Consider the following 18,175-nt stretch of genomic DNA (forward strand, 5'->3'; position numbering starts at 1 on the left):
ATTCACCATTGCATCAGACGGCGAGAAATGTGTTAACCGGATGGCCTGCTTCGCCTTTCGATAGTATTGCCAGATGGCATCCCGAATCGACTTGCTCGCGTGGCTCCTCGATTCGGATCCAGCGATTCGGTGGCAGGTGGAGCGCGACCTGGTGAACGAAGCGCCCACTGTGTGGGCGGCGACGCGCGCGTCGATCGCCACCGAAGGATTTGGTGCACGCCTGCTTTCATTGCAGGACCGAGACGGCCAATGGGCGGGTGGGGCGTTCTTCCCGGCTGAATTCGACTTTGCGGGACCCGAAGCAGCAGAACAAAGTTCGCAACCCTGGACGGCAACAACCTGGACGCTCAACTCATTGCGGGAGTGGGGCCTCGACGCCAGTGTTCTGCGGGAGCGTCGTACCGCAGAACTGCTCGCGGAGAACTGTCGCTGGGAGTACGAGGGCCGGCCGTACTGGGACGGTGAGGTCGATTGCTGCATCAACGCCTGGACGGTGGCAAACGGTGTGTGGCTCGACATGCGCGTTGATGAACTGGCTGATTGGTTTGTGCGGCATCAACTTCCGGATGGTGGTTGGAACTGCGAGTGGATCGAAGGTTCGACCCGATCGTCGTTCCATTCGACCCTCAATTCACTCAAAGGGCTTCTCGCGTACGAGATCGCGACCGGGGGAACAATTGAGACGCGCGCGGCTCGACGATCCGGTGAGGAATTCTTGCTGCAGCGCGGTCTGTTCCGGAGACTCTCGACCGGGGAACCGGTGGGGGACTGGATCGGCCGGTTCGCGTACCCGTTCCGGTGGCGTTACAACGTGCTCAACGCAGCCGACTACTTCCGCGAAGCGTCGTTGTCGGATGGAAATGAGCCTGATCCGCGAATGGCGGACGCGATCGAGATGATCCGGGCCGCTCGAGCCTCGGATGGGACGTGGCTCCAGGCCGGTCGCCAACCGGGGCGGGTGTGGTTCGAGGTCGACACAAAGGCGGGGGAGCCGTCGAAGTGGCTGACTTTGTCCGGCATCCGAGTGCTCGCCTGGTGGGATCAATCCTCCCCTCTAGGGTTCTGCATAACAAAAGAGTTACAGCGAAAGTCATTTCACCTTCAAAGGTTATCGAAAGGTGATCTTTGATCTTCCAGTCGAAATATCCAGTACGGATTAAGAACATATTAACGACAGGATTGCCCTCAGTGCGGTGAAGGTTAATCATCTGAACAGGTGAGAAGATGTTCGGTGAAATTACCTACCCGATTGGATAGGCGGGTCACCGACGTTGGTAATCGCATAAGGTGCTCGCGATTGTCTTGGTTAGGGAGCTAAGTCCCGAGCTGGAAACGGCATTTCTGCTCCGAAAGTGGCGCTCACCTGCGGCTACGTTCCCCATTTTGCAGGACTTAAACCACTTTCGGCGAGATTTAGTCTCGCAATTGCAGGTTGTGGAGCGTCCGCAATGTTTAGGCAAAGTCCCATCTTTTCCCAGAACAATGCTCTACTAAACGTGAAAACCGGATGTTCCCCCGATTTTGCTGAGAAGGTGCAACTATGGGGCGTAGCGTAACTGTCGCAGCGAACCGGAACATCGCGAATTGCTGCTCTAACCAATGACTTTGTTCAGGTCCGAATAATGCTCGGAGGTCGTCGATGTCGATGGAAATGGTGTTAGCCGAAGCAGTGATAGACAGTGGGGACACGGCGTGGGTGCTGATCTCCGCGGGTCTGGTTCTCTTCATGGTTCCCGGACTCGCCTTCTTCTACGCCGGTCTGGTGCGTGGTAGCAGTGCGCTCGTCATGTTGCAGCAGAACCTCGTCCCACTCGGACTCGTCTCGATTACCTGGGTCGTGTTCGGATACAGCTTCGCGTTCAGTGGAGACTGGGGTTCCGGCTTCCTCGGTGACCTCAAATTGTTCGGCTTGCAGGACATACACACAGCCGCCGCCCCGGGCTTCCACCTGATCGAAGGTGCAGTCGCGGTACCGACTCTGGCGTTCGTGGTCTATCAGATGATGTTCGCGATCATCACGCCCGCGCTGATCACCGGTGCGACCGCAAACCGGCTCAAGCCCTTGGGCTGGGCCGTTCTGCTCGTGCTGTGGTCGATCATCGTCTACCCCCCGATTGCGCACTGGCTCTTCAATCCCGAAGGCTGGTTGGCGCTCCGCGGAGCTCAGGACTGGGCCGGCGGAATTGTCGTCCACGCATCCGCCGGCGCCGCCGCCCTGGCAATCTTGCTGGTGGTCGGTAATCGTCCGGGATGGCCCAACGCCGAGGCAGTCCCGCACTCGGTGCCTCTGGCGTTGATCGGCGCAGGCATCCTGTGGTTCGGCTGGTTCGGATTCAACGCAGGCGACGGATTGGCCGCCGATGGTGTTGCGGCACAAGCCTTGATGAACACTCACATCGCCGCAGCGGGCGGTATGGTCGTCTGGCTCGTCATCGAAAGGTACACCGAGGGCAAGGCCACGGCGATCGGCGGAATCACCGGCGCGGTAGCCGGTCTCGCGACCGTCACCCCTTGCGCCGGCTTCGTCAGCACCTTCTCCGCGTTGGCGATCGGCGCGCTTGCCGGACTGGTCTGCCACTTCGCGCTCGCGCTCAAGTCGATCTTCAAGTTCGACGACGCGCTCGACGTCATCGCGGTCCACTTCATCGGCGGCATCCTCGGTTCACTCCTTCTCGGTTTGTTCGGCGAAAAAGCCATCAATTCGATCGGCCGCGACGGACTCTTCTTCGGCGGCGGGGCAGGACTACTCGGCGAGCAGGCGCTGGCGTTGATCGTCGTCATCGCTTTCTCGTTCGTGGTGACCTGGCTGATCGCCACGGGCATCGAGAAGACCATCGGTCTCAAGCTGGCCCCGAAAGACCAGGTGGACATCGACCGTCGTCAGCAAGGCATGGACGCATACCGCTACAACGCCGCATTCGTGGACGCGGGTGGTGCGCCGCAGACCAGCGGGTTCGACTCGGGGGTCCTGGTCGAGGGGGCAAAACTTGTTCCGAACCTCGGCGCCCCGAAGCACGAACTCATCACCGCGGTATTGCAGACCATCGAGTCCGAGAAGCTACGGGAGGCGCTGCTGGCCGCCGGAGCGGAGTCGATAGTCGTATCGGAAGCGCATGTCTCCGCGAGTGACTCGGCCTCGCTCAAGTTCCGCGGACAACGCAACGACGTCGTGTTCACCGAGCGGTTGCGTGTCGAGGTGCTGGTCGCCTCGGAACATGCACAGGCGGTTCTGGACGCGATCAACGAGTACTCGGGCGGCAGGAGGAGCGGTTTCGTCCAGCAAGCGGCCGAACCTCTCACCGAAGCGACGGAACAGGGGAGCTGACATGTATTCGACGACAGGGAGTTACCGCATGATCGACAAGGAGCGTTCAGAATGCATCTGACACCGCGAGAACTCGACAAGCTGACAATCCTCATGTTGGCGGATGTCGCACTGAGGCGAAAGGCAAAGGGGCTCAAACTCAATCACCCGGAGTCCGTCGCAGTTATCACTGCAGCCGCCCTGGAGGGAGCTCGGGAGGGCAAGACTCTCGAGGAGGTCATGGCCGACGCATCGCACGCCTTGACGGTCGACGACGTGATGGACGGTGTGGCGGAGATGATTCCACGTGTGCAGGTCGAGGCGGTGTTCCTCGACGGTAGCCGGCTCGTCACCGTGCACTCTCCGATCCAGTAGCCCGACCGAGATGTCAGGAGCACTCCAAGATGGCAAGCAAATCGACGAAGAAGGATTCCGGCGGCGAGAAGAAAGTACCGGTCGGCGGATACGTGTTGCGGGACGAGCCGATCGAACTCAACGAGGGCCGTCCACGTTTGAAGTTGCGAGTCCGAAACACCGGTGACCGTCCCATCCAGGTGGGTTCGCACTACCACTTCATGGAAGTCAATCGCGCGTTGTCCTTCGATCGTGAACAGTCCTTCGGCTGGCGCCTCGACATTCCCGCGGGCACGGCGGTCAGGTTCGAGCCGGGCGACGAGAAGGAAGTGACGTTGGTGCCGTTCGGCGGCAAGCAACGAGTGCAAGGCTTCAACGGACTTGTCGACGGTTGGGCGCCGACCCACGCCGCCTACCGGCCGAGGCTCCCCGGAGCCGTCCAGCGTGCCGAAGAACTCGGCTTCCTGTCCGAACCTCAAACCGACTGATTCTCGTTCACGGCGGACGAAGGAGAGCAACACCCATGACAAGCATTTCGAGACAAGAGTATTCAGGTCTGTTCGGGGTCACCACGGGTGACCAGATCAGGCTCGGCAACACCGACCTGTACATCGAGGTCGAGGAAGATCTTCGAACGATCGGCGACGAGTCGATCTACGGCGGCGGCAAGACGCTGCGCGACGGCATGGGCCAGGATCCGGAGTCGTGCAGCATCGACGGTGCCCTCGACCTCGTGATCACCAACGTGGTCATCGTCGATGCAACCATCGGCGTCGTCAAGGCAGACGTGGGAATCAAAGACGGCAAGATCGTCGGCTGGGGCAAGGCGGGAAACTCCAGCACGATGGAAGGCGTCACCCCGGGGCTGACCACCGGTCCGGCGACCGACGCGATTTCCGGTGAGCAGATGATCCTCACTGCAGCCGGCATCGATCCGCACGTGCACCTCGTGTCACCACAGCAGGCGTACCACGCGCTCAGTGGGGGAGTGACGACGCTGATCGGTGGCGGCATCGGCCCGACCGACGGAACCAACGGCACCACCATCACTTCCGGTATCTGGAACATGGAGATGATGCTCAAGGCCAACGAGGGTTTGCCGGTCAACGTCTGCATGTTGGGCAAGGGGAACTCGTCCGGGCATCAGTCGCTGGTCGAACAGATCAAGGCCGGTGCGGCCGGTCTGAAGGTCCACGAGGACTGGGGCGCGACACCGGCCACAATTCGTGAGTCTCTTCGGGTGGCAGACGAAATGGACGTTCAGGTCGCCATTCACACGGATACCCTCAATGAGGCCGGATACGTCGAGGACACCATCGCGGCCTTCGAAGGCCGTACCATTCACACCTATCACAGCGAGGGTGCGGGTGGTGGTCACGCACCCGACATTCTGCGGGTGACGGGCGAGGACAACGTACTTCCGGCGTCGACCAATCCGACGTTGCCGTACGGCATCAACACTCAGGCCGAGCTCTTCGACATGATCATGGTCTGTCACAACCTCAATCCCAAAGTGCCCTCGGATGTTTCGTTTGCCGAGTCTCGCGTTCGCGCGGAGACGATCGGTGCCGAGAACGTACTGCAGGACATGGGCGTCATCTCGATGTTCTCGAGTGACTCGCAGGCGATGGGCCGCGTCGGAGAAAACTGGCTTCGCGCGATCCAAACAGCGGACTGCATGAAGCGGTCCCGCGGAAAGCTGCCCGAGGATTCACCGACGCACGACAACTTTCGCGTGTTGCGCTACGTCGCGAAGGTCACGATCAATCCAGCGTTGACGTTCGGTCTTTCGCATGTGGTCGGGTCGATCGGTGTCGGGAAGATGGCGGATCTTGTTCTCTGGGAGCCCGCATTCTTCGGCGCGAAGCCGAAGACGATCATCAAGAACGGGTTGATCAGCTGGCACGCCATGGGAGATCCGAATGCGTCGCTCCCGACACCACAACCGGTGATCTACCGGCCGATGTTCGGTGGATTCGGCAAGGCGTTGCCGCAGAGTTCGGTCTCGTTCGTCTCGCGAGCGGCGCTCGACGACGGCATCAAGGATCGACTCGGTCTCGAACGTCAGGTTGTCGCCGTCGAGGGCACGAGGACGGTCACCAAGCGTGATCTGGTTCGTAACTCGGCTACTCCGGAAATCAAGGTGGACCCGGAGACCTTCGCGGTGACTGCGGACGGTGTCCATGCGTACGTCGAACCTGCCGAATCCATTCGCTTGAACCAACTTTACTTCTTCAGTTAGGGGTCTCCAGTGTCGGGAACTATCACACACACGCACGGCGCCGATGCGACGCAGCACACGCACGGCGAAATGACAGCGCCGAGCGGCAAGCCGACGCGAGTCGACGCGCTGCTCGGGAAGGAGACCGACGAGGAGTGGGCCGGTCGACTCGAAAAGGCTGTAGTGGACGTCTTGTCGCTCGATCAGTGGGAAGCGCAGAAGAGTCGATTGCGACGCACCACGATCGGTGGCCGTGAACTGGCCGTCTCGCTCGATCGTGGTATTCAGTTGCAGGACGGCGACATTCTGCTGTGGGACGAGCCGGCGAACACCGTCGTCGTGGCGAGGATCAACCTCAAGGACGTGTTGGAGATCGACCTGAGCGCACTGGTCGACGTGACGCCCGAGAAGATGATTCAGACGTGTTTGGAGTTGGGACATGCCGTGGGTAACCAGCACTGGCCTGCGGTGGTGAAGGGAATGAAGGTCTACGTTCCGTTGACCGTCGACAAGGCTGTCATGGGCTCGGTGATGCGTACGCATGCTTTCGAGGGCATCGAGTACACCTTCATCCCGGGCGCCGAGGTCATTCCCTACATCGCTCCACACGAGGCGCGCCGTTTGTTCGGTGCGGCCGCGCGTGAGGGCGAGGGGCATACCCATGACCCTCTCCTCTGAGGGATCTGGGCTCAGCATCAACCGCGCGATGCGGATGATGCAGTTTTCCGATTCCATGTTCCCGGTCGGTTCCTTCTCGTTCTCCAACGGTTTGGAATCAGCCGTGGCGCAAGGAATTGTAACGGATGGTCCGTCGCTGCGGGAGTTTGTGCTCTCGGCCACCCATCAGGGCGCGACGTGCGACGGTATCGCCGTACTCGCAGCGCACCGGGGCGCGACCGCCGGTGACTTCTCGGCGATCCTCGCGGCCGATCATGCAGTGATCGAACGCAAGCTCAACGAAGAAGCACGCACGATGAGTACCCGCATGGGTAAGAAGTTGGCCGAACTCGGCGGGCGCTTGGCCGGTGAGACCCTGTTCAACAAGTGGTTGGCCGCGATCGCATCGGGGGAGACGCCGGGTACCTACCCCGTCGGCCTCGGAATTGCTTTCGCGGAGATGGGTTCTCCGGAGGAGGACGCTTTCACGGTCAATCAGTACGGTGTCGCGATGACGTTGCTCGGCGCTGCCCTTCGTATCGTCCGAGTCGATCACCTTGCGACGCAAGAGATTCTGTTCGAGGTCAATCAGACTGCCGGCCATGAGTACGCCGCAGTGCGTGATTACGGACTCGACGACATGTCCAATTTCGCCCCGATGATCGACATTCTGGCTGCGGTGCACGTCAAGGCGCACGTCCGAATGTTCATGAACTAGAAGGAGAACGATGAAGAAGACAACGCGCATCGGAATCGGCGGACCCGTGGGTTCGGGTAAGACCGCGCTCATCGAGGCGATCACACCGGAGTTCATCAAGCGGGGCACCAGCGTTCTGATCATCACCAACGACGTGGTCACCACCGAAGATGCCAAGCATGTGCGCAAGGCTCTCAAAGGTGTTCTCGTGGAGGAACGTATCGTCGGCGTAGAGACGGGAGCCTGCCCCCACACCGCCGTCCGCGAAGACCCGAGTATGAATCTCGCGGCGGTCGAGGACATGGAGAAGACGTTCCCCGACACCGACGTGGTGTTCATCGAAAGTGGCGGCGACAACCTCACACTGACGTTCAGTCCGGCTCTCGTCGACTTCTTCATCTATGTCATCGACGTAGCCGCAGGCGACAAGATTCCGCGCAAGAACGGTCCGGGAATCTCGCAGTCCGACATCCTGGTCATCAACAAGACCGATCTCGCACCGTACGTCAACGCCGATCTCGGAGTCATGGATCGCGACTCCAAGGGGATGCGCGGCGACAAGCCGTTCGTCTTCACCAATTGCATGACCGGGGAAGGCATCAAGGAAGTGGTGGACCTCATCGTGCACGGAGTCCTCTTCGACGAAGAGGAAGTGGGAGCGAGCGCACCGTGAGCGCAACGTCCGTCCCGGGAGCATCGCGGTCGCTCCCGGGGCCGATCCCGACCATCCCGGAGCTCGACCAGTACCAGGACCAGCCGAAGCAGGCCCCGGCCGGCAAGGTCGGGAAGACCGGCGTTCTCGAGATGCGATTTGTCGACCGTGGCGACAAGACGATTCTGCGGGACTTGTACCGCAAGACACCGTTGCTCGTTCAGCAGGCGCTGTACTGGGACGAAGCGTTGCCGACCATGCCGTGCGTCTACATGATCTCGACGTCCGGCAGTGTGCTGCAAGGCGATCGGTTGTTCCTGACCATCGAAATGGAGCCGGGTTCCCTCGCACACGTGACCACCCAGTCGGCCACCAAAGTCCACCGGATGGATGCCAATCACGCGTCGCAACTCCAGAAAGTGGTGCTGGCCGAGAATTCGTATCTCGAACTGATGCCGGGAGTGACGATCCCACACCGCAACGCGAGGTACTACGCGCGCACCGACATCACGGTGGATCCGACTGCAACGCTGTTGTTCTCGGAGATCGTGATGCCGGGTCGCAAGTATCACGACGGCGGAGAGATGTTCGTCTACGACCTGTACTCCACCTTGATCAAGGCGAAGCGCCCGGACGGGAAGAATCTCTTCACCGAGAAGTTGGTGATCGAACCGGCACGCTTCCCCGTGCGATACGGCGGAATCATGGGCGACCACGACGTCTTCGGCAACGTCATCCTACTGACACCGAAGGAGCACGCCGACGCCATTCTCGAGGAGATAGTTCCGGGCCGTGACGGCAAGGTCGTCTCCGGGGCGAGCCGGCTACCGAACGACGCCGGTCTCATCTTCAAAGTCCTCGGTCCGGAGAGTGAACCCGTCAAGGCGAAGGTCCGTGATTTCTGGTCTCTGGTACGAAAGGCAGTTCTGGACACCACCATTCCGCCCGTCCCGCTCTGGGGATGACGCGGATTGCCTGATAGGGATCGAGGAACGCGCGATGACCACCATCACCAAACCGTGGGACGACGTCGCGGACAAGAACGTCGTGCTCAGATTCATCGACACGAATCTCAAAGGCTCCGGGCAGGTGATGTTCCAGGGCAATGCGCTGACGGGCCTGCTGTTTCTGGTTGGTATCTTCTGGGGCGCGATAGCCGCGGACACGATCACCGTCGCGATCGGTGCCGTGGTGGGTCTGGTGGTATCCACCGTCACCGGCATGATGCTGCACTCCGACGACGATTCGATGCGTATCGGCCTGTACGGATACAACGGAGTTCTTGTGGGAGCTGCCTTTCCGACGTTCCTTGCCGGCGGCGTGATGCTGTGGATCTACCTCGTGGTGGGAGCTGCCGCGTCGACGATCGCGTTCCTGGCCGTTGCCAATGTCTTCAAGACGTGGGGCGTACCGGCGCTGACCTTTCCGTTCAACCTCGTCAACTGGTTCTTCCTTCTTGCGGCGTTCCAGTTCCTGCGGATCGAAACGTCAGACCTCAGCGCGGGCCAGTTTCCCCAGCACATCGGGGACGCGTCAGTTCATGCCGAAATTACTTTCAGCTTCCTGTGGGACACGCTGTTCCGCAACGTCTCCCAGATCTTTCTGATCAACAACACCGTCACCGGCATTATCTTCGTGATCGCGCTGCTGGTCGCGTCGCGTTGGGCGGCGTTGTTCGCGCTCATCGGTTCCGCGATAGCGATGGGTTCGGTACTGGCGCTGGGCGCAAACACCGTCGACATCGGCAATGGTCTCTACGGGCTCAGTTCGGTGCTGACGGCAATTGCTCTCGGATCGGTGTTCTACAACCCGTCGTGGCGTGTGTTCGTCTACACCGTCTTCGGAGTACTGGTGACTGTTGTCATCCACGGCACGCTGGTGTCTGCCTTTGCTCCGATCAGCCTGCCGGCCGGAACGGGCCCGTTCGTCTTCGCGACGTGGCTGTTCCTGCTGCCGAAGAAGAAGTTCGTTCCCATCCAGCACGACACCATCGAGGGGGGAGCGGCCGAGGGCAAGGATTCGATCGCAAAGGCGAACGGATAGGGCTCGAACGGGCAGAAGTTCCTAGATCGTTCCGCTATGGCACCCTCGCGAACCGGTATCACTCGAGTATTGTCTGGCCTTCGGTAGTCGGGCATGGTCGAAGCATGACGGTGCAGGTAGTTGTGATGGGTGTGGCCGGTGCTGGAAAAAGCACCGTGGCAGTGGGTCTCGCCACGTCTCTCGGGGCAGACTTCGTCGACGGTGACGATCTGCACCCCGAGTCCAATGTCGCCAAAATGCGTTCGGGGACACCGTTGACCGACGAAGACCGTGTGCCGTGGCTCGACGCGATCGCGGCCTGGCTTTCCGAGCGTGCCGATGCGGGACGAACAGGCGTCGTTGCCTGTTCGGCTCTGCGAAAGGACTATCGGGGCCGGTTGCGCCCGGACGGTCTCGACGTGCAGTTCGTCCACCTGGCCGGTGATTTCGAGACTATCTCCGCACGTATGCGTTTCCGCGCCGGGCACTTCATGCCGGAGAGTCTGCTCATCTCCCAGTTCGAGGCTCTCGAACCGCTTACAGACGACGAGCGCGGCATCACGCTGAATGTCGTCTCCGAACCGAGCACACTGGTGGGCGAGGCAGTCGACTACATCCATACATCTCAGAGGAGCGTCACAGCGTGAGTAGCACCGCAAGCCCCGGCCCGTTCGACATTTCCGGGAAGGTCGCGCTGGTGACGGGTTCGAGCCGAGGCATCGGCTCGGCCCTCGCGACTGGTCTCGCCGAGGCGGGTGCGGTGGTGGTGCTCAACAGCCGAAATTCCGACGTGCTCGAAGCCGAGCGTCGACGCATCGCCGACGCGACCGGCGCAACGGTGCACGCATACGCGTTCGACGTCACCGATTCGGCCGCCGTCCGGGATGCGGCGACACGCATCGAGGCGGAGGTCGGCCCGGTCGAGATCGTTGTCAACAACACCGGCGTGCAGCACCGCGCCCCGCTTCTCGAGTTCGGCGACGACGACTTCCGGCGTGTCATGGACACCAACCTGACCAGTGCGTTCTACGTCGGACGTGAATTCGCCCGCGGCATGGTCGAGCGCGGACACGGGAAGATCGTCAACATCTGCTCGGTGCAGAGCGAACTCGGCCGAGCGGGAATCGCACCGTACGCGGCCAGCAAGGGCGGGCTCAAGATGCTCACCCGCGGAATGTGCGCCGACTGGGCACCCTTCGGTTTGCAGATCAACGCGATCGCACCGGGATACTTCGACACCGAACTGACCTCTGCGCTGGTCAACGATCCGGAGTTCACCGCGTGGCTCGCCAAGCGGACACCCGCCGGTCGTTGGGGCCGTACCGAGGAGCTGATCGGGTCGCTACTGTTCTTGGCCTCCCCGGCTTCGGATTTCGTCAACGGTCAGATCCTCTACGTCGACGGCGGAATGACGGCCGTCGTCTGATTGTCCGCTGTTAGATCGTCCGCTACTCGAACAGAAAGCACCCACATGACAGACGCCAGCGCCCCTCGCATCCACCTCGGTCCCGTCGAGGATCCTCACGTCGCCGACGGAATACGCCGAGCCGGTGGAGTTCTCGTTCCACTGGCAGACGCCGAGGGCGTCGTGTGGGTACACGGGCCGGAGACGTTCCCGTCGTCGCTACCCGATTCGGTTCGCTGGGTGCAGTTGCCGTTCGCCGGCATCGAGCCCTGGTTCGACGCCGGGGTGATCGACGACAAGCGGGTCTGGACGTCTGCTGCCGGAGCGTACGCGGGCAATGTTGCCGAACATACGATGATGCTTCTCCTCGCCGGAGTTCGTTCTCTCCCCGAACAATTGGCGGCGCAGTCGTGGCGCAAGGAAGAGTTCGACCCGCGGGTGGGCACTTTGCAGGGCTCGACAGTGGCGATCATCGGTTGCGGCGGAATCGGCCGTGCGTTGATCCCGTACCTCGCCGCGTCCAAAGTCAAGGTCATCGCGATCACCCGCTCCGGGACCCCTGTCGAGGGTGCTTCCGAAACGCTCTCGGCCGACCGCACCGGCGAAATCTGGTCCAAGGCAGATCACTTCGTGATCGCAGCACCGTCGACATCCGCGACGCGGCATCTGGTCGGCAAGGCCGAACTGGACCAGATGTCGGAGTCGAGCTGGATCGTGAACATCGCGCGTGGCACCCTCGTCGACACGGACGCATTGGTCGACGCACTGGAAGCCGGTTCGATCGGCGGGGCGGCACTGGACGTCACCGATCCCGAGCCGTTGCCGGACGGGCATCGGTTGTGGAAGCTGCCCAACGCGATCATCACTCCACACGTCGCCAACCCGGCTACGACGCTCACCCGCGTCCTGGCAGATCACGTTGCAGCCAACGTCGCCCGATTCGCCGCAGGTGAGGACCTCGCCGCCGTGATCGATCCGTCGGCGGGCTACTGACCGCTCGCGTTGGTTCCCTTCACGTAATCGGCAACGACGGTGCGCAGAACATCGCGCACCGCCTCGGCCGGTTTGGAGAGGGGCTGATTGGCCGGGGTGCCAAGGGAGACATGCACTTCGATGCCCGGCTCGATGCGTCGTAGCTCGAGCGCTTCGACGTCCATGACCCTGCGGGCCACCGACCACGGCAGAACCGTCGCGCCCAATCCGGTGCGTACGGCCTCGGACAGCGTCATCACCGATTCCACTTCGGCCACGACGTTCGGTTGCTGCTCTGCACGGTCGAAAGCCTGCTCCACCACCTTGCGGATGGTGTGCATCCGACCCGGAAGCAATAGTGGCAGTTCGGCGATCTCGGGCAGGGAGATGTCGGATCCCGATTCGCCAACCAGTCCGGTACCGAACGGGGCAACCACCACCAGCTCCTCGGTGAGCAAGCGTTCGAACGTCACACCCTTGATCGGGCCGGCGTCGTACAACAACGCCAGATCCATGCGACCGGTCATCATCGCTTCGCTGAGCACGCCACCGAAGTTCTCGTTGATGTGCAACAAGATATTCGGGTGCTGCTCGCGCACACGGGCCAAGAGCGGCAAGGCGATTGCCGTCGCGGTGCTGTACGGGGCGAGGCCGACCGAGACGCCACCCGCCAGCGCCCGTCCGACCACGGACACCTCGGCCTGGGCACTCTCCACCTGACGCAGAATCACCTGAGCATGCCGATAGAGTGCGTGCCCCGCATCGGTCGGCTCGACACCCTGTTTGCTGCGGATCAGAAGTTGCTGACCGAACTGCGTTTCCAGCGACGTCATCTGTTGGCTCAGGGCGGGTTGTGCGATGTGCAGGATGTCGGCGGCTCGGGTGATGCTGCCGGCATCGACAATTCGTACGAACGAGTAGAGCCTTCTCGTGTCCATGCTGTGCAAACTACCAGCTCAACGGACATATCGAATTCCGATCACCCCAACGCGAAACGGTATTAACAACCCTTTGGCGTTCCTGAGTAGCGTCCCAGAAACACCGAAGTCGACACACAGAACTTCGACAGTCGGACCAACCACGGGCAACGGCGCCCGTACGAACAAGTAAACGAACCGGAAGGACCGAAATGGCAACCAGCATCGATCTTGTCGCCGATCTCGGCGAAGGTTTCGGCACGTGGACCATGGGCGCCGACGATGCTCTGCTCGACACGCTGACTTCGGCCAACATCGCTTGCGGATTCCATGCAGGCGATCCACGAACCATTGATGCGACCGTGCGGGGGTGCGTATCGCGCGGTATCGGCATCGGCGCGCATCCGAGTTTTCCGGACCTCGCCGGATTCGGACGTCGCGCGATGGATCTCAGTGAGAACGAGGTCCGAACCGACGTGCTGTTCCAACTCGGCGCCCTTCACGCCTTTGCGGTCGCGAGCGGAACGTCGTTGTCGCACATCGCTCCCCACGGCAAGCTCGGGAATCTTGTTGCCGTACGCCAGGATTACGCGCGCGCCGTCGTCGATGCGGTCGCGGCCTTCGATCCGTCGTTGATCGTGCTCGCCCAGGACGGGGCGTTGGCCGACGAGGCGACTGCCCGCGGATTGAGCGTCGGCATCGTCGGAATCGCGGATCGCGCATACAACTCCGACGGAACTCTCGTGCCCCGCAGCGAGCCGGGAGCGGTGATTCACGACGTCGACGTTCTGGTCGAGCGGACCGTTCGGATGGTGGTCGAGGAAGTCGTCGAAGCTGTGGACGGCACGTTGATCCCGGTTGTCGCCGATACGGTCCTCGTGCACGGTGACAACCCCGGTGCCGTCGCGAACGCGAAGGCGATTCGCGCCGCGCTCGAGGCCGCCGGTGTCACCATTGCGCCGCTGACCCGGGTCGTGGCGTCACGGCGGGCCCGTGATGTCGGGTGTTCCGCGTGAAGACCTACGTCGCCGACTGCGGTGACGCCGCCGTTCGCGTCAGTGTCAGCGGCGGGACCGCCGAGCAGAACTGGAACACCGTTCGATCGATCGCTGCACGTTTCGATCTCGGTGCCGACGGCATCGTCAGCGTCATCCCGACATACGACGCCCTGCTGGTCGAGTTCGACAACCTCCTCACCGACCACGACGCCGTCCGCGGCCTGGTTCGCGAAGCAACGACTATCCCCCGACCGCTGGAAGGTGAACCTAGGACGTTCGAGATCCCCGTCGTCTACGGGGGCGAACACGGCCCGGACCTGGGTGATACAGCGCGGTTTCTCGGCGTCACCGAAGCCGAAGTGGTGCGCCTTCACTCCGCAGCCCCGTTGGTCATGCGTTGCTACGGCTCACCCGGCGGCGCCCCGATGCTCGACGGCCCGGCGTTCGGCCTTCCCATCCCGCGCCGATCGAGCCCGCGACCGCACGTCGCGGCCGGTTCCGTTGCGGTGGCCGGACGTCAGGCAGTCGTTTCGGCCAGGCCTGCGCCCGGCGGTTGGGCAGTGATCGGCCGGACCCCGCTCATCTTGGTCGATCCGGCGTCGGAGCAGATTTCTGCCTACCGCCCGGGCGATCTGTTCGTCTTCCGTGCGATCGACGCCGATCGCTGGGACGACTTCGACGGACGCTCGCTCCTGCCCGTAGGGGGTGATCCCCATGGCTGAGACCGTCACCGTCCTGACTCCCGGAATCAGCTCCGTCCAGGATTTGGGGCGTGGATCGGCGTCACAGTTCGGTCAGGCGACGGGCGGCGCAGCCGACCAGATCAGCGCGGAGATCGCCAACGCGTTGGTGGGTAGTAGGCGCGAGGCCCCGCTACTGGAGTTGACGGCCCTCGACTTTTCAGCGTCGGCGTCCACGGATCTGCTGATCGCCGTCACGGGTGCACCCGCAACGGTGACGGTGGACGGACATCGGCAACCGCAGTGGGAACCGATCGTCTGGCGAGCCGGTCAGCGGCTTGCCGTCACCGGAATCCACGACGGATTGCGCGTCTACGTCGCCGTCCACGGAGAGCTGACGGCCGACTACCTCCTGGGCAGCTGCGCTCCCGACCAGGTCCTCGGATTCGGCCGTCACTTGACCGCGGGGGAGACGCTGGTCGTCGACACCGACTGCCCGCCGATCGACCACCCGGTCTTCCGGCTACCGCTGTTCCGGTTGTTGCCCGACCGACCGTCCTTCGGCAACGTGTGGACGCTCGACGTGACCGACGGCCCCGACATCGACGACTTCGGGGAGAGTGCAGCCGCGCTGTTCGGCACCGAATTCGTGGTGGGCGATCAGAGCAATCACATCGGGCTTCGGCTGGCATCTACCGATGAGCAGCCGCTCCCACAGCGCACCGGCACCGGCGAGGTCCTCTCGCGCGGCGTCCCCATCGGTGCCGTCGAAGTACCCGCTGGCAACGAACTTCTGGTCCTGCATCGAGGTAGAGGCGTCACCGCCGGTTATCCGGTGCTGGCAGTCGTCACCACCGTTTCACTCTCACAGCTGGGACAGGCCCGACCCGGGCACCGCGTCCGATTCCGGAACTGCAGCGTCGCAACGGCGGTTGCAGAGCACCGCGAACAGCAGCACCGCATCGCCTTGCTGAGGCGGCGTGTGGAGAACGTATTCACCACCCTCCGGATACCTCTTCACACCTCGGAAGCCCGAGTACCGAGCCACGTCGGCACCACACGCCCCGCGAGCGCTCCGCGCCGCGCGTCTATTTTGGAGACAGCATGACCAACACCATCGAAGCGGTAGACGGCCAGGTAGCCGACCCGCGCAAGGTCCGGAAAGTCGTCGCAGCGGGCTGCGTCGGCATCTTCGTCGAGCTCTACGACAACGGTGTCTTCGCGTTCATGGCGACGGCACTGGCCATCGTGTTCTTCGACGTATCGAAGTCGAGCGACGCGCTGATGCTGGTGTTCGCCGGCTACGCGGTCTCGTTCTTCGTTCGACCCCTCGGCGCGGTGGTCTGCGGCATCCTCGGCGACCGGATCGGTCGACAGAAGATGTTGGTGTTCGTCATCATGCTGATCAGCGTGGCGACCGCCGGTATCGGCTTGCTGCCCACCTACGCGGCCATCGGTATCGCGGCACCGGCACTGCTGATCTTTCTGCGGATCGTGCAGGGATTCTCCGTCGGTGGTGAAGCTGCCGGCGCCATGACGTTCCTCGCCGAACACGCCCCGGAAGGCAAGCGCGGCTTGATCACGAGCTACGCGCAGATCGCGTCGTTCCTCGCACTGCTGACCGGAACGATGATCGCGTTTGCCATGTCGCCGTGGCTCAACGCCGACGCGATCAACGGCGGCGGACTCGCATCGTGGGCGTGGCGCATCCCGTTCCTCATGGCCATTCCGATGGGAATCATCGGCTGGTACATCCGCCGCGCGATCTCCGATACCCCGAACTTCGAGCGGCTCAAGGAATCCGGCGGTTTGTCGCGCAATCCGCTCAAGGAAGCATTCTCCACTCCCGAGCACCGTCGCGCCATGATCCTCGCCCTGTTCATCCCCTTGATGAATGGTTCCGGCTACTACGTTCTGTTCTCGTACATGCCCACTTTCCTCAAAGGCGATCAGATCGGATTCTCGACCGGGACAGCGCTTCTCGTCACCGCATCCAGCCTGGTCGCGATCTGCTTCGCGATTCCGTTCATGGGTGCTCTCTCCGACCGGATCGGTCGCAAGAAGGTCATCGCCGGTGCAGCTGCGGCAATGGCGATCGGAGCGATCCCCTGCTATGCCATGATCGTGACCGGCAACGTCGGCCTCGCCGTTCTCGGTGCTTGCCTCATGGCAGTGATCTTCGCCGGGCACACAGCCGTCATCCACATCCTGATCGTCGAACTGTTCCCCACGCGGGTTCGCTACTCCGCCTACGGTTTGGGTTACAACATCTCGTCCGCACTCTTCGGTGGTACCGCACCGTTGTTGATGACCTGGTTGATCCCCGAATTCGGTATCTACGTTCCCGCCTTCTACGCGGTCATCACCGCAGTCGGCACGCTGATCGCGGTCAGCACCATCACCGATCGCGCCCACGTTCCGCTACGCGACACTCTGTGACTTCTCGCGTGAGTCACTCCTGATCCGGCCCGGTGGCCGCCTGCAGTCCGCGGCGGCCGCCGGGTCATACCAATTTCTTCCTGTAGGAGCACACAATGCCTTTCTCCGATTACCGCACAGCTCTCGTCACCGGCGCCAACACCGGAATGGGTGCCGCCGTCACCGAGATGTTCACCAAGCGCGGACTGACGGTCTACGGCGTCGCCCGCAATGCCGACAAGCTCGGTGAGGTTGCCGATCGCACCGGAATGATCCCTCTGCCCGTGGACATCACCGACACCGCCGCGCTCGCCGAAGCTGTCGGCGGACTGGAGATCGACATCCTCGTCAACAACGCGGGGGTGTCCGCAACCGGAAACATTCTCGACGCCGAAGAAGCATCGGTCGACGCGATGGTGGACGTGAATCTTCGTGCGGTGCTGCACCTGTGCCGCATTCTGCTGCCGGGAATGGTGGAGCGCGATCTAGGTCATGTCGTCAACATCAGCTCCATCGCCGGCCTGTACAACTTCTACGGCCACACTGCCTACCACGCGACCAAGGCTGCGGTGCACCAGATTTCGCGCCAGCTGCGAAACGACTGCATCGGCAAGCGGATTCGAGTGACCGAGATCTGCCCTGGCCGGGTCGAGACCGAGATCTTCGGTCGCAACCTCGGCGGCACGCCCGAAGCCATGAAGGAAGCGTGGGAGACCTTCTACGAAGGCTACGAATCCATCACTACCAAGGACATCGCGGATACCATCGAGTTCGCGATCGACGCCCCTGGCCACGTCAATCTTGGTCTCATCGAGGTGCTCCCCACCTTCCAGGTGCCCGGTGGCCTCGACTTCATCCGTCGCAACGACTGAGAGAGC

19 protein-coding genes are annotated in these 18,175 nt (G+C 62.3%); 18 read left to right on the forward strand and 1 reads right to left on the reverse strand.

All coding sequences use genetic code 11. From position 1 onward, the window contains the following. The first annotated feature begins 73 nt into the window (after positions 1-73). The 13 genes from AC1Q6C_RS11445 (at position 74) to AC1Q6C_RS11505 (ending at position 12,305) form a co-directional block, all read left to right on the forward strand. On the forward strand, positions 74-1,129 hold the full coding sequence (locus AC1Q6C_RS11445) for a prenyltransferase/squalene oxidase repeat-containing protein (protein WP_229757070.1): 1,056 nt from the start codon (positions 74-76) through the stop codon (positions 1,127-1,129). Between the two features lie 510 nt (positions 1,130-1,639). Beyond that, positions 1,640-3,325 (forward strand): ammonium transporter, encoded by a 1,686-nt coding sequence (gene amt / locus AC1Q6C_RS11450; RefSeq protein ID WP_492666625.1) that lies wholly within the window; start codon positions 1,640-1,642, stop codon positions 3,323-3,325. A gap of 51 nt (positions 3,326-3,376) precedes the next feature. Then, the gene (locus AC1Q6C_RS11455; RefSeq protein WP_007731718.1) at positions 3,377-3,679 is read left to right on the forward strand and encodes an urease subunit gamma; all 303 of its coding nucleotides are present in this window, start codon (positions 3,377-3,379) and stop codon (positions 3,677-3,679) included. A 29-nt stretch (positions 3,680-3,708) separates the two neighbouring features. Continuing rightward, a complete protein-coding gene (locus tag AC1Q6C_RS11460) occupies positions 3,709-4,146 on the forward strand; it encodes an urease subunit beta (protein WP_003943812.1) in 438 nt (145 codons plus the stop codon). Between the two features lie 35 nt (positions 4,147-4,181). After that, positions 4,182-5,900, forward strand: coding sequence for an urease subunit alpha (locus AC1Q6C_RS11465; protein ID WP_003943847.1), 1,719 nt, complete (start codon positions 4,182-4,184; stop codon positions 5,898-5,900). 9 nt (positions 5,901-5,909) lie between these two features. Further along, positions 5,910-6,557 (forward strand): urease accessory protein UreE, encoded by a 648-nt coding sequence (locus AC1Q6C_RS11470; RefSeq protein ID WP_230359421.1) that lies wholly within the window; start codon positions 5,910-5,912, stop codon positions 6,555-6,557. Further along, positions 6,541-7,254 carry an urease accessory protein UreF gene (locus AC1Q6C_RS11475; RefSeq protein ID WP_230359422.1) on the forward strand — a complete coding sequence of 238 codons (714 nt, stop codon included), beginning with the start codon at positions 6,541-6,543 and terminating at the stop codon, positions 7,252-7,254. The genes AC1Q6C_RS11470 and AC1Q6C_RS11475 overlap by 17 nt, the downstream gene beginning before the upstream one ends. 10 nt (positions 7,255-7,264) lie before the next feature. Continuing rightward, complete coding sequence (gene ureG / locus AC1Q6C_RS11480) at positions 7,265-7,906, forward strand: urease accessory protein UreG (RefSeq protein WP_007731713.1); 642 nt, start codon at positions 7,265-7,267, stop codon at positions 7,904-7,906. After that, the gene (locus AC1Q6C_RS11485; RefSeq protein ID WP_230359423.1) at positions 7,903-8,850 is read left to right on the forward strand and encodes an urease accessory protein UreD; all 948 of its coding nucleotides are present in this window, start codon (positions 7,903-7,905) and stop codon (positions 8,848-8,850) included. Before ureG ends, AC1Q6C_RS11485 begins: the two co-directional genes overlap by 4 nt. A gap of 34 nt (positions 8,851-8,884) precedes the next feature. Then, entirely contained in the window at positions 8,885-9,928 is a 1,044-nt protein-coding gene (gene yut, locus AC1Q6C_RS11490) for an urea transporter (RefSeq protein ID WP_030535783.1), read from the forward strand. A gap of 104 nt (positions 9,929-10,032) precedes the next feature. Continuing rightward, positions 10,033-10,554 (forward strand): gluconokinase, encoded by a 522-nt coding sequence (locus tag AC1Q6C_RS11495; RefSeq protein WP_030535782.1) that lies wholly within the window; start codon positions 10,033-10,035, stop codon positions 10,552-10,554. After that, the gene (locus AC1Q6C_RS11500) at positions 10,551-11,333 is read left to right on the forward strand and encodes an SDR family oxidoreductase (RefSeq protein WP_007731708.1); all 783 of its coding nucleotides are present in this window, start codon (positions 10,551-10,553) and stop codon (positions 11,331-11,333) included. The genes AC1Q6C_RS11495 and AC1Q6C_RS11500 overlap by 4 nt, the downstream gene beginning before the upstream one ends. A 45-nt stretch (positions 11,334-11,378) precedes the next feature. Next, positions 11,379-12,305: a D-isomer specific 2-hydroxyacid dehydrogenase family protein gene (locus AC1Q6C_RS11505; RefSeq protein ID WP_007731707.1), complete on the forward strand. Its 927-nt coding sequence runs from the start codon at positions 11,379-11,381 to the stop codon at positions 12,303-12,305. Here AC1Q6C_RS11505 and nac read toward each other — a convergent pair. Next, a complete protein-coding gene (gene nac / locus AC1Q6C_RS11510; RefSeq protein ID WP_007731706.1) occupies positions 12,299-13,222 on the reverse strand; it encodes a nitrogen assimilation transcriptional regulator NAC in 924 nt (307 codons plus the stop codon). The two genes, AC1Q6C_RS11505 and nac, sit on opposite strands and share 7 nt — an antisense overlap. A gap of 191 nt (positions 13,223-13,413) precedes the next feature. Between nac and AC1Q6C_RS11515 the strand changes: the two genes are divergently transcribed. The 5 genes from AC1Q6C_RS11515 to AC1Q6C_RS11535 all read left to right on the forward strand — a co-directional run bounded on the left by AC1Q6C_RS11515 (position 13,414) and on the right by AC1Q6C_RS11535 (position 18,169). Further along, positions 13,414-14,217, forward strand: a complete 804-nt coding sequence (locus tag AC1Q6C_RS11515; RefSeq protein ID WP_492666626.1) for a LamB/YcsF family protein — start codon at positions 13,414-13,416, stop codon at positions 14,215-14,217. Next, positions 14,214-14,921, forward strand: coding sequence for a 5-oxoprolinase subunit B family protein (locus AC1Q6C_RS11520; protein ID WP_172403470.1), 708 nt, complete (start codon positions 14,214-14,216; stop codon positions 14,919-14,921). Before AC1Q6C_RS11515 ends, AC1Q6C_RS11520 begins: the two co-directional genes overlap by 4 nt. Then, positions 14,914-15,987: a 5-oxoprolinase subunit C family protein gene (locus AC1Q6C_RS11525; protein WP_007731701.1), complete on the forward strand. Its 1,074-nt coding sequence runs from the start codon at positions 14,914-14,916 to the stop codon at positions 15,985-15,987. Before AC1Q6C_RS11520 ends, AC1Q6C_RS11525 begins: the two co-directional genes overlap by 8 nt. Continuing rightward, a complete protein-coding gene (locus AC1Q6C_RS11530; protein ID WP_042447696.1) occupies positions 15,984-17,318 on the forward strand; it encodes an MFS transporter in 1,335 nt (444 codons plus the stop codon). The genes AC1Q6C_RS11525 and AC1Q6C_RS11530 overlap by 4 nt, the downstream gene beginning before the upstream one ends. A gap of 95 nt (positions 17,319-17,413) precedes the next feature. Continuing rightward, entirely contained in the window at positions 17,414-18,169 is a 756-nt protein-coding gene (locus AC1Q6C_RS11535; RefSeq protein WP_007731698.1) for an SDR family oxidoreductase, read from the forward strand. The last annotated feature ends 6 nt before the right edge of the window (positions 18,170-18,175 follow it).

Source organism: Rhodococcus sp. MT28 (assembly GCF_058792695.1).